At 71.9% G+C, this 11,620-nt stretch carries 9 protein-coding genes; 5 read left to right on the plus strand and 4 right to left on the minus strand.

Annotation, left to right across the window (positions count from 1 at the left end; genetic code table 11):
- The first annotated feature begins 201 nt into the window (after positions 1-201).
- From FED44_RS38300 to FED44_RS16970, 3 genes are all read left to right on the plus strand, one after another.
- Positions 202-1,707, plus strand: a complete 1,506-nt coding sequence (locus tag FED44_RS38300; RefSeq protein ID WP_138461269.1) for a BTAD domain-containing putative transcriptional regulator — start codon at positions 202-204, stop codon at positions 1,705-1,707.
- Between the two features lie 52 nt (positions 1,708-1,759).
- Positions 1,760-3,517, plus strand: coding sequence for an NAD+ synthase (locus FED44_RS16965; protein WP_138461270.1), 1,758 nt, complete (start codon positions 1,760-1,762; stop codon positions 3,515-3,517).
- Positions 3,518-3,673: 156 nt separating this feature from the next.
- Entirely contained in the window at positions 3,674-4,750 is a 1,077-nt protein-coding gene (locus FED44_RS16970) for a glycerophosphodiester phosphodiesterase family protein (RefSeq protein WP_117408545.1), read from the plus strand.
- A 165-nt stretch (positions 4,751-4,915) separates the two neighbouring features.
- Here FED44_RS16970 and FED44_RS16975 read toward each other — a convergent pair whose 3' ends face one another.
- The 3 genes from FED44_RS16975 to FED44_RS16985 all read right to left on the minus strand — a co-directional run bounded on the left by FED44_RS16975 (position 4,916) and on the right by FED44_RS16985 (position 8,559).
- On the minus strand, positions 4,916-5,533 hold the full coding sequence (locus FED44_RS16975) for a TetR/AcrR family transcriptional regulator (protein ID WP_117408544.1): 618 nt from the start codon (positions 5,531-5,533) through the stop codon (positions 4,916-4,918).
- A gap of 7 nt (positions 5,534-5,540) precedes the next feature.
- Positions 5,541-7,103 carry an MFS transporter gene (locus FED44_RS16980; RefSeq protein ID WP_117408543.1) on the minus strand — a complete coding sequence of 521 codons (1,563 nt, stop codon included), beginning with the start codon at positions 7,101-7,103 and terminating at the stop codon, positions 5,541-5,543.
- Positions 7,104-7,245: 142 nt separating this feature from the next.
- Entirely contained in the window at positions 7,246-8,559 is a 1,314-nt protein-coding gene (locus tag FED44_RS16985; protein WP_138461271.1) for an MFS transporter, read from the minus strand.
- A gap of 206 nt (positions 8,560-8,765) precedes the next feature.
- On the opposite strand from FED44_RS16985, the gene panB reads away from it, so the two are divergent.
- Positions 8,766-9,593, plus strand: coding sequence for a 3-methyl-2-oxobutanoate hydroxymethyltransferase (gene panB / locus FED44_RS16990; protein ID WP_396699252.1), 828 nt, complete (start codon positions 8,766-8,768; stop codon positions 9,591-9,593).
- A 51-nt stretch (positions 9,594-9,644) separates the two neighbouring features.
- On the opposite strand, the gene FED44_RS16995 is transcribed toward panB, so the two are convergent.
- The gene (locus FED44_RS16995; RefSeq protein ID WP_138461272.1) at positions 9,645-10,823 is read right to left on the minus strand and encodes a trans-sulfuration enzyme family protein; all 1,179 of its coding nucleotides are present in this window, start codon (positions 10,821-10,823) and stop codon (positions 9,645-9,647) included.
- A 113-nt stretch (positions 10,824-10,936) separates the two neighbouring features.
- Between FED44_RS16995 and FED44_RS17000 the strand changes: the two genes are divergently transcribed.
- On the plus strand, positions 10,937-11,617 hold the full coding sequence (locus FED44_RS17000) for an alpha/beta hydrolase (RefSeq protein ID WP_117408540.1): 681 nt from the start codon (positions 10,937-10,939) through the stop codon (positions 11,615-11,617).
- Positions 11,618-11,620: the final 3 nt, after the last annotated feature.

Raw genomic sequence — 11,620 nt, forward strand, 5'->3', positions numbered from 1 at the left:
GCGCTGCCGGGCTCCCGTGCACGTCCGCTCCCGCCACACCGCTTGAACCTCATGCCCGGCGACAGGAGTCCCCGGGTGCCCTCCTCCAGTGCCTCCATCCGGTGTTCCGGGGGTGTGAGCAGGCATGTCATGACCTCGTGACACAACCGAAAGGCGCGCGGCGCGTCTTCGGGGGCCGCTGCCCTTACGCTTACCCGTGCGATGGTGATTTTTCGTGCTCTGGGGCCGTTCGAGGCTATTTCCGATGGCGAGACGCTCGATCTGGGCGGGCAACGGCAGCAGGCCGTGCTCGCCCGGCTACTCGTGGCCGGAGGGCGCGCGGTGCCGGTGAGCGCGCTCATCGACGAGCTGTGGCCCGGCGAGCCGCCCGCCCAGGCGCTGTCCACCATCCAGGGGTACGTCTCGCGGCTGCGGCGGGCGCTCGAACCCGGCCGCGCGCCGCGCGAGGAGGCGGGCATCCTGGTCTCGGCTCCCCCGGGCTACGCGCTGCGCGCAGGTGTCGAGGACGTGGACTCCTGGCACTTCGAGCACCTGGTCAAGAGCGACCACGACGGACCGGCCGCGACGCTGGAGCGGATGGAGACGGCCCTCGGCCTCTGGCGGGGGCCCGCGCTCGCCGGATTCCAGGAGCTGATGTGGGCGCAGGCCGAGGCGATGCGGCTGGACGAGCTGCGTCTTCTCGCCGTGGAGCGCCGCGCGGACGCCGCCCTGCGGCTCGGCCGCACCGGCGCCCTGATCCCGGACCTGGAGGCGCACGCCTCCGCGCACCCGCTGCGGGAGGAGGCCTGGCGGCTGCTCGCGCTCGCGCTCTACCGCGCCGGGCGGCAGGGCGACGCGCTCGGCGCGCTGCGGCGGGCGAGGGAGGCGCTGCGCGACGAGCTCGGCCTCGACCTCGGCCCCACCCTGCAGCGTCTGGAGCAGGACATCCTCGCGCAGGCGGGGCACCTCGACGCCCCCGAGGCGGGCCCGGCCTCCGGCGTGTCGCCCGGAGCGCGGGTCGCTCCCGCCGTGCCCGACACGCCGCGCGGAACCGAGCCGGCGCGGGCCGGCGCCCGTGCCCTGCGCGTGCTGATCGCCGACGACCAGGCGCTGGTGCGCACCGGCCTCAAGGTGATCCTCGACAGCGAGCCGGGGCTCGACCTCGTCGGGGAGGCGGAGAACGGCGAGCAGGCCATCGCGCTCGTCCGCGACACGCGGCCCGACGTGGTGCTCATGGACATCCAGATGCCGCGCCTGGACGGCCTGGCGGCGGCCCGGCGGATCCTCGCGGCGGAGGCCCCGCCGAAGGTGATCATGATGACCACCTTCGGCACCGACGAGAACCTGTACGCGGCGCTGCGGGCCGGGGTGAGCGGTTTCGTGCTGAAGACCTCGGCGCCCGAGCAGCTCATCGCGGCGGTCCGGGCGGCCGTCGCGGGGGACGCCCTGCTGGACCCGGCGGTCACGACCCATCTCATCTCCGCCTTCGCCGGGCGGCGCGACCCGTCGGCGCCGGAGGGCCTGTCCGACGCCGACGTCGACCTCATCAAACTCGTCGCCCGGGGCTTCACCAACCGGCAGATCGCGATGACACTCGACGTGCCGGAAGGCGAGGTCGCCGGCGACGTGACGGCGCTGCTGCGCGCGCTGGGGCTGGTCGACCGCGCCCAGCTGGTGGTCCTCGCGTACGAGAGGGGTCTGGTCAGCCCGGGAACGCCCGGCGCCTGAACTACTTATCGTCAGTTTGACGACAAAAAACCGGACACCTTAAGGTGGGGGCGTGGCTCAACTGCGTATCGCTCTCGCCCAGACCAATCCCGTCGTCGGAGACATCGCCGGCAACGCGGAGACCCTCGTCGAGTGGACCCGCCGGGCCGCCGGGCGCGGCGCGCACCTCGTCGTCTTCCCCGAGATGTTCCTGACCGGCTACCCGGCCGAGGACCTGGTGCTCCGCTCGTCGTTCGCCGAGGCGTCGATCGCGACGCTGTCCGAGGTGGCGGCGCGGCTCGCCGACGAGGGGCTCGGAGACCTCCCCGTCGTGGTGGGATACCTCGACCGCGCCGACCTCGCCCCCCGCGTCGGGCAGCCGAAGGGCGCCCCGCTCGACGCCGCCGCCGTGCTGCACCGGGGCAGGGTCGTGGCGAAGTCGGCCAAGCACCACCTGCCCAACTACGGGGTGTTCGACGAGTACCGCTACTTCGTCCGCGGCGACCGGCTGCCGATCTTCCGGCTGCACGGCGTCGACGTCGCCGTGGCCCTGTGCGAGGACCTGTGGCAGGAGGGCGGGCCGGTCTCGGTGGTCGCCGAGGCGGGCGCCGGGCTGCTCGTCGTGCCCAACGGCTCGCCGTACGAGACCAACAAGGACGACGTGCGGCTGGAACTGTGCGCGCGGCGGGCCCGCGAGGCGGGCTGCGCCCTCGCGTACGTGAACATGGTCGGCGGCCAGGACGAGCTGGTCTTCGACGGCGACTCCCTCGTCGTGGACGCCTCCGGCGCGCTGGTCGCCCGCGCGTCCCAGTTCCGCGAGGAGCTGTTCGTCACCGACCTGGAGCTCCCGGAGGCCGCGGTCGAGCTCGGCGAGCCGAGCCATGACTCCTACGACGCCCACGACGGGACGGTCATCACGGTCGAGCGGGTGCTGCTGTCGGCCGACCCGGTCGAGCCGTACGAGCCGGAGCCCCCGGTCGTCGCCGAGCGGCTGGACGACCTCGCGGAGGTCTACCACGCGCTGGTGACCGGAGTGCGCGACTACGTGCGCAAGAACGGCTTCAAGTCCGTCATCCTCGGCCTCTCCGGCGGCATCGACTCGGCCCTGACCGCCACGATCGCGGCCGACGCCATCGGGCCCGAGCGGGTCCACACGGTGCTGATGCCGTCGCGGTACTCCTCGGACCACTCGATCACCGACGCCGAGGAGCTGGTGCGCCGCCAGGGGGTGAACGCGCAGGTCGTGCCGATCGCCGACATCGTCTCGGCGTTCGAGAAGGAGATCGCCCTGACCGGTCTGGCCGCGGAGAACCTGCAGGCCCGGGTGCGCGGCATGCTGCTGATGAGCCTGTCGAACGAGCACGGCCACCTCGTGCTGACCACCGGCAACAAGAGCGAGCTCGCCACCGGCTACTCCACCCTGTACGGCGACTCGGCGGGCGGCTACGCGCCGATCAAGGACGTGCTGAAGAGCGTCGTCTGGAAGCTCGCGGAGTGGCGCAACGCCCAGCCGGGGGTGCCGCCGATCCCGGAGAACTCCATCACCAAGGAGCCGAGCGCGGAGCTGCGGCCCGACCAGCGCGACACCGACTCGCTGCCGCAGTACGAGGTGCTCGACAGCCTGCTGCGCGACTACGTGGAGCGGGACATGGGGCGGGACGAACTGATCGCGGCCGGGCACGATCCCGAGCTGGTGACCAAGGTGATCCGCATGGTGGACCTGGCCGAGTACAAGCGCCGCCAGTATCCGCCGGGCCCGAAGATCACGCCCAAGAACTTCGGTCGCGATCGCCGCCTGCCCATCACCAACCGCTGGCGCGAGCGCCTCTAGTCACCCGCCGCGCGCCTCGCGGGTCCGCGGCGGCAGGCCGGCATGCACGCGTTCCGTGAACGTTCAGCCGTCCATCACGCCAGGATCACGCATCAGGCCGGCTCCCGGAATAGCGTCGCGCCGTCACCGTGAACCGTCCGGAGCCGAGGTCTCTTCATGTTCGTACGTCATGTCCTGGCGACCCTGACCGTGCTGCCCGCGCTCATCGCGTTCGCGCCCGATGCCGCTTCCGCGTCAACGACCGGCGATCCCGGTGTCGTGCTGCCGCAGAAGACCCATTTCGACCTGCAGGCCCATCGGGGTGGCATCGGCATGACGACCGAGGAGTCACTGGAGGGCTTCGCCAAGGCGATGCGCCTTGGCGTCAGCACGCTGGAGCTGGACACCCACGTCACCAGGGACGAGAAGGTCGTCGTCAACCACGACCGGCAGATCAGCGCCCAGAAGTGCCGCGACACCGGGCCGATCACGCCGGGCGACCCGATGTATCCGTACGTGGGCAAGTACATCAAGGATCTGACCCTGGCCCAGATCAAAACCATGGACTGCGGATACCAGCAGCTGCCGGGTTTCCCCGATCAGGAGCAGATCGAGGGCTTCCGGATGGTCGAGCTCAAGGACGTGCTGGACCTCGTCAAAAGCTACCGCGCCAAGCAGGTCAAGCTGAACGTCGAGACCAAGGTCGAGGCGGGCGCGCCGCAACAGACCGCGCCGCGGGAGCTCTTCGTCCGCCGGGTCTACGAGGAGATCCACAACTCCGGGATCGAGGAGCAGGTCACCATCCAGTCCTTCGACTGGGGCGCGCTGAAGGAGATGCACCGGCTCGCGCCCGCCTGGCCGCTTGTGGCGCTGACGAACTACGACTTCCTCCAGGTTGGCAAGCCCGGGGCCTCCCCATGGCTCGGCGGCCTCGACGCCGACGACTTCGGTGGCGACTTCGTCAGGGCCGCCGCCACCATCCCCGGTGTCGCCGCACTGTCGCCCGTCTACGGCTTCCCCCAGGACGGAAAGATCAGCGACCCGGCGTTCCGCTTCTACGTGACCGAGGACATGGTGTCGGAGGCGCATGCCCTCGGCCTGAAGGTCGTCCCCTGGACCTGCGACGACCCGGCCACCATCGAGGCCCTGATGGATATGGGCATCGACGGCGTCATCACGAACTACCCGAACCGCGTGCGGCAGATCATGACCGACCGCGGCATGCGGCTGCCGAAGGCGTACGAGCCGCGCTGACCAGCCGCGGCAGCCTCGGGGGCCGATGGTCCTCCCGGCGATGCCGGACAGGGTGGCGTCGCCGCCGATGTCGGACGGAGGCGGCCAAATGGTGCCCGGCCGCCGTTCCGCGCGGCCGGGCGTGGCCGGCCGCGCGGGGGTTCACTCAACGGGTCGTCCGGCGGGTCACTCGGCGGGGCGGGGGCGGAAGCCCTTCAGCGCCTCGTCGACGATCCGCTCGGGCAGGTCGGCCGGGGAGTGCCCGTCGGACCACTTCGTGAGCCACACCATGGCGCCGCTGAGGAGCGCCAGCGCCATGTCGACGTCGAGGTCGGCCCGCAGCTCACCGGTGTCCATGCCACGGCGCAGGACGGCCGCCACCACCGCTCTTCGCGGCTCCACGGCCAGCTCGCGGAACCGCTCCGCCAGCCGGGGATGCCGCTCGGAGTCGCTCATGGCGATGTTCATGATGCAGCGGGTGCGGAGGTGGCGGGTCTCCTCCTGGATCACCCGGAGGTAGGTCACCAGGTCGTCCCGGACCGTCCCGCCCTGAGGCAGCGGGATCGGCGGCTTGAGCGTCGCCAGGGCGTCCACCACGAGGTCTTCCTTGTTGGACCACCTGCGGTAGATCGTGGTCTTCCCGACACCGGCGCGGCTCGCGATCGACTCGATGGACAGCTCCGACACGCCGATGCCCTCGCCGAGCAGGTCGAGGGTGGCCTCGATGATCGACCGTTCCGCCTTCTCGCTGCGCGGGCGGCCCGCCGGGCGGGCCGCCCCCTCAGCCGTCTGCTGCGTATTCATGGCCTGTTCAGACTACCGCCGCTTCCTTTTCGGTCCCGGCCTTGTCGGCCGCGACGTCGACCCGGGTCTTACCCGGCATCCAGCGGGCCACCACGAGGGTGCCGAGGAGGGCGACGAGGGCCGAGCCGAGAGCCGCCCAGTGGATGCCGGTGACGAACGCGGCGTTGGCCGTGTCGAGCAGGCCCGCGCCCCGCGCGCCCAGGTGTCCGGCGACCCCCGCCGCGCCCGAGATGGACTCGGTGACGACGTGCCGGAGCTCCTCCGGCAGCGCGGTGACCTTGTCCTGCATGTCGTTGCGGTAGCTCGCGGACAGGACCGCGCCCAGGATGGCGATGCCGAGCGTGCCGCCGACCTGCCGGACGACGTTGCTCATCGAGGAGCCCACACCGGCCTTCTCCCGCGGCAGCGCGTTCATGATGGCCGTGGTCGCCGGAGGCATGATGTTGGCCATCGCCACGCCCTGGACGAACGTAAGGACGAGCAGCAGCCAGATCGGGGTGTCCACCTGCACGAAGGCGTAGGCGGCGAGGGCGAGCGTGATGACCAGCATCGCGACCGTGCCGACGGCCCGCGCGCCGTACTTCTGGACCATGCGCGCGCTCTGCGGCGCGAAGATCAGCTGGGCCGCGGCGAACGGGAGCACGAGCGCGCCGGACTGCAGCGGCGAGTATCCGCGCACGATCTGCCAGTAGAAGGCCAGGAAGAACATGACGCCCATGGCCGAGAAGAACACTAGGCCGACGCTGACGATCGCGGTGGAGAATCCCGCGTTGCGGAAGTTGCGCACGTCGAACGCCGGGTGCTCGATGCGGCTCTCGTACCACACGAACGCGGCGAGGATCGCGAGCCCCAGCAGCGAAGGCGCGATGACCGAGACGTCCGCGACGGTGCCGAGGTCGCTGATCCGGACGATGCCGTAGACGAGGCTGATCAGACCGGCGATGGACAGCAACACGCCGACCGGGTCGAGGCTGTTCTTGCTCGGGTCCCTGGAGTCGGGGACGAGCGCGGCGATGAGCACCAGGCCGATGATGACGATCGGCACGTTGACGAGGAAGACCGAGCCCCACCAGAAGTGCTCCAGCAGCACGCCCCCGGTGATCGGGCCGATCGCGACGGCGATGCCGACGCCGCCCGCCCAGATCCCGATCGCCTTGCCCCGCTCGTGGATCGGGAAGACGTTCGAGATGACCGCCAGCGTGGCCGGCATGATGGCCGCGCCCCCGAGGCCCATCAGCGCCCTCGCCGCGATGAGCTGCATCGGGTCCTGGGCGTACGCGCTGGCCAGGGAGGCCAGGCCGAACAGGGCCATGCCGACGAAAAGCATGCGCTTACGCCCGTAGCGGTCGCCCAGGACCCCGAAGGTGAACAACAGGCCGGCGAACACCAGCGTGTAGGAGTTCATCGCCCATTCGAGCTCGCTCTGGGTCGCGCCCAGGCCGTGGACGGGATCGGCGATCGTCTTGATCGCCACGTTGAGGATGGTGTTGTCGAGGACGACGGCCAGCAGGCTGAACACCATCACGCCGAGGATCTGCCATCGGCGTGGGTGACCGGTATGCGCTTCCAAGGAATCCCCCATGACTGCGGTACGCATGATTTCGATACGCTTGAGTTTCGCAACGCTAGCGTAGCGCTAGGCGGTTCCGATACGCAACGGCACCGTTTCATAATCGCCCGATGCCTCCGTACCAAGCGCCCGGGGGCGGGTTCTATTCCCCGTCGGACGCGCGCAGTGAGGCGGCGGCCTCCGCCCCGGCGACGGCGCCGCCGGCGCCGGGGACCTCCAGGGCGGCTCCCGCCTCCGGAACCGCCGCCTCCGGAAGGGCCGCGCCCGGAAACATCGCGCCCGGAGCCGTCGCGCCGGGGACCGAGACCGGCGCCCTGCGCCAGACCAGCACGGCGATCACGGCCGGCACGAGACCCGCCACTCCGGACGCGGCGAACGCCCAGGCGGGGCCGTGGGCGTCGAGGATCCCGCCGGCGATCGGCCCGGCCAGGGCTCCGCCGATGGTCAGCGAGGTGCCGTGCAGGCCCATCGCCTCTCCCCTGGCCGCCGCCGGGACGCGCCGGTTGACCGCGTCCACCGTGGACGACAGCGCCGGGGCGCACAGCAGCCCGGACGGCAGCAGCGCCAGGCACAGCCACCACCAGCCGCCGCCGACCAGGCCGACGGGCACGGTCAGCGCGCACAGGCCGCCCGCGAGCAGCACGGGCGACAGCCCCCGCGGCAGCCCGCCGTACACGAAGCCTCCGACCAGCGAGTAGGCACACCACAGCGCGACGACCAGCCCGGCGTCACCGGCCTTCAGCATCGCGACGACGGCCAGCTCGGTCGTCGTGAGCACGAAGGTGAGCCCCGTCACCATCCCGAACAGGGCGAACAACGCGGGCCGCAGCCACTGCCGCCGGGGGACGGCCTCCTCGTGCCCCGCGGCCTCCTCTGCGGAGCGCGTGGGCGGGTCGAGCAGGTAGAACGCCACCCCCGCGCCGACGAGCCCGGCCGCCACGCCGTACATCGTCGCGGTGCTGCCGAACGCCGTCACGCACGTGACCGCGAGAGCCGGCCCGACCATGTACGACAGCTCCACGCCCATCGAGTCGAGGGCGAAGCCGGTCTGGTGGTTCTCCTTGGGCACCATCGCGGCGATGCACTGGCGCACCGCCCCGAAGACGGGCTGGCTGAACAGCCCGCCGACGAGCGCGCCCGGCAGCAGCACGGCATACGGCATCGCCGGCGCGGCGCACCACAGGCACAGCTGCACCACCGTCGTGACCGCCATCACCGGGCGCAGCCCGCGCCGGTCGACGAACCTTCCGACGAGCGGCGAGCCGATCGCGGCGCCCGCCATGGACGCCGCGCCGATGAGGCCGGCCTGGAGGAAACCCAGCTTCTGGTGGTTCACCACGTGCAGGGTGAGGGTCATCCCGGTGCCGGTCAGGGGGATTCTCGCGATCATGCCGACCAGCAGCAGTGCCCGCACGCCCGGCAGGGCGAGCACCCGCCGGTAACGATCAAAAGCCATTGTGGTTGCTTACCTCCGCAGGCATTGTGCCTGGTGGGTCCGACAAGTTCGCCGCCGGGGCCCCACGCGCCCCACTGGTCGCACCCCTGGATTACGGCGCCGATCCGGGGTGTTCCATGCCATGTCGGCATGCAATGATCGGACTGTCCGGGGACGCCACAGGGGCGCCACGAGGCCAGGAGGTAGCCATGTCCTCTGTTTCCGCTGTGTCCACTTCCGCCTTGTACGGCGGCGCCGCGGGTCGCAGGGTCACCGTCCGCGACATCGCGGCCGCCAAGGAGCGGCACGAGAAGTGGCCGATGGTCACGGCGTACGACGCCATGACGGCGAGGGTGTTCGACGAGGCCGGGATCCCGGTGCTGCTCGTCGGCGACTCCGCCGCGATGGTCGTGTACGGCTACGACTCGACGCTGCCGGTCACCGTCGACGACCTGATCCCCCTCACGGCCGCCGTGGTGCGCGGCTCCTCACGCGCGATGGTCGTGGCCGACCTTCCGTTCGGCTCCTACCAGGCCTCGCCGCAGCAGGCGCTGGAGACCGCCGCCCGCTTCATGAAGGAGGCCGGCGCGCACGCCGTCAAGCTGGAGGGCGGCCACCGCGTGCTCCCGCAGGTGGAGATGCTCGTGTCGGCCGGCATCCCGGTCATGGCCCACCTCGGCCTGACCCCGCAGTCGGTCAACGCCTTCGGCGGCTATCGCGTGCAGGGCCGCGGCCAGGCGGGTGACGAGCTGATGGCCGACGCCAAGGCGCTGGAGCACGCGGGCGCCTTCGCCGTCGTGCTGGAGTGCGTGCCGAGCGACCTCGCCGCGCGGGTCACCACCTCGCTGAGCATTCCCACGGTCGGCATCGGCGCCGGGCCCTGCACGGACGCGCAGGTGCTCGTCTGGCAGGACCTGATGGGCCTCACCCCCCAGCCGGCCAAGTTCGTGAAGAAGTACTTCGACCTCGCGGGCGAGATGGACCGCGCCGTGCGCGCCTACGCCGACGAGGTCGTCTCCGGCGTGTTCCCCACGCCGGAGCACAGCTACCGGTAATCCCCCGCGAGCCGCCTCACGGGACGCCTCGCGAGCCGCCTCACGAGCCGGTCAGACGGCGTCGAGCGCCTGGGCGAAGTCGGCCCACAGGTCCTCCGGGTGCTCGATGCCGACGGCCACCCGCACCGTGCCCTCGCCGATGCCGGCCGCGGCCAGTCCCGCGGCGTCCACGGTGCGGTGCGAGGTGGTGGCCGGGTGGAGGATCAGCGTCTCGACGCCGCCGAGCGACGGCGCGAGCAGCGCGAGGCGAACGTTCCGCATGAACGCCTCGCCGGCGGCGCGTCCTCCGGCGAGGTCGAAGGAGAACACCCCGCCGAAGTCGGGCAGGAGCTTGGCCGCGAGGTCGTACGACGGATGCGACGGCAGGCCCGGCCAGTGGACCGCGGCCACGGCCGGGTGGCCGGCCAGCCGCGTCGCGAGCACGCGGGCGTTGGCGCAGTGCCGCTCCATGCGCAGCGGCAGCGTCTGGATCCCCCGGAGGGTCAGCCACGCGGCGAACGGGTCGGCCGTCGCGCCGAGTTCCACGGCGTACGACCACACCCCGCGGTGCAGGTCGTGGTCGGCGAAGACGGCGACCCCGCCGAGGACGTCGGTGTGCCCGGACAGGTACTTCGTGACGGAGTGCACGACGACGTCCGCGCCGTGCTCGATGGGCCGGCACAGGATCGGCGAGGCGAAGGTGTTGTCGACGACGGTCAGGATCCCGGCCTCGCGCGCCGCCGCGCACATGCCCGGCAAATCGGCCACCTGCGTCATCGGGTTGGCGATGGTCTCCAGGTACAGCAGCCGCGTCGTCGGCCGTACGGCGGCGCGCACGGCGGCGGGGTCGTCCTGCGGCACGTGGGTCACCTCCACGCCGAAGCGCCGCGCGAGGTCGGCCAGCGCCTGGGCGGTGGCCCCGTAGAGCGCCGACTGGGCGATCACGTGGTCGCCCGACTTCAGCAGGCCGAGCAGCACGGCGTTGATGGCGCCCATGCCGGAGCCGGTGGCCACGGCGGCCACGCCGCCCTCCAGACCGGCCACCGCCTCCTCCAGGGCCCGCACGGTGGGGTTGGAGAGCCTGCCGTAGACGTACGCCCCGTCGGGCCGCCCCATGCCGTCGGCGAAGACGGCCGGGTCGTCGAAGACGAACCCCGAGGTCTGGTAGATCGGCATGGAGATCGGAGTGCTGCCCTCGGGCACGGGCCGGGGCAGGTGGACGACACGCGTTTCCGGATGCAGGGAGCTCATGTCGTCCAGAATGACCCACAAAAGCCATTCTTGTCAGTTTGGCCCGCCGACGACCGGTTAAGCGGCGAGCGGAGTCCGATCCCGTCGCCGCCGCCCACGGCGAGGATGAGGGAATGGACATCAGCTTCCTCCTGGTGCACAGCCCCTCCGTCGGTCCCTCGACCTGGGCACCGGTCGCCGAGGCCCTCCGGGCGCGGGGCCACCTCGCGGTCGTGCCGCCGCTGACGGACGTGACGGCCGGCCCGCCGCCGTACTGGCCGGGCCTGGTGCGGCAGGTGACGGCGAGCGCGCCGCGCGGGCCGCTGGCGGTCGTGGCGCACAGCAACGCCGGGCTGTTCGTGCCGCTGATCGCCCAGGCGCTCGCCGGGCAGGTCGCCGCGTGCCTGTTCGTGGACGCCGCCCTGCCGCCGCGCGACGGCACGTGCCGTGCGGCGGAGCCGGAGCACCTCGGCTTCCTGCGCTCCCTCGCCGACGACGCGGGCGTCCTGCCACGGTGGACCGACTGGTGGCCCGAGGAGGACGTCGCAGCCCTCCTGCCCGACCCCGTGACGCGCCAGGTGGTCGTGGCCGAGCAGCCGCGCCTGCCGCTCGCGTACTACCAGGAGGAGATCCCCGTGCCCGCCCGCTGGGACCACGTCAGGAGCGGTTACCTGTGGTTCGGGGACGCATACGCCGCCCTGGCCGGGGAGGCCGGCGAGCGCGGCTGGCCGGTCGCGCGCATCCCCGGCGAGCACCTGCACCAGCTCGTCGCCCCCGAGGCGGTGGCCGACTGGCTCGTCGCCACCGCCGTTTGACGG

Source organism: Microbispora triticiradicis (assembly GCF_005864065.1).
GTDB lineage: Bacteria > Actinomycetota > Actinomycetes > Streptosporangiales > Streptosporangiaceae > Microbispora > Microbispora triticiradicis.

Excerpts from the sequence above, each read along its gene's own strand:
- FED44_RS38300 (WP_138461269.1), top strand. The coding sequence starts at position 202 with ATGGTGATTTTTCGTGCTCTGGGGCCGTTCGAGGCTATTTCCGATGGC.
- FED44_RS16970 (WP_117408545.1), top strand. The coding sequence starts at position 3,674 with ATGTTCGTACGTCATGTCCTGGCGACCCTGACCGTGCTGCCCGCGCTC.
- FED44_RS16975 (WP_117408544.1), bottom strand. The coding sequence starts at position 5,533 with ATGAATACGCAGCAGACGGCTGAGGGGGCGGCCCGCCCGGCGGGCCGC.
- FED44_RS16985 (WP_138461271.1), bottom strand. The coding sequence starts at position 8,559 with ATGGCTTTTGATCGTTACCGGCGGGTGCTCGCCCTGCCGGGCGTGCGG.
- FED44_RS16995 (WP_138461272.1), bottom strand. The coding sequence starts at position 10,823 with ATGAGCTCCCTGCATCCGGAAACGCGTGTCGTCCACCTGCCCCGGCCC.
- FED44_RS17000 (WP_117408540.1), top strand. The coding sequence starts at position 10,937 with ATGGACATCAGCTTCCTCCTGGTGCACAGCCCCTCCGTCGGTCCCTCG.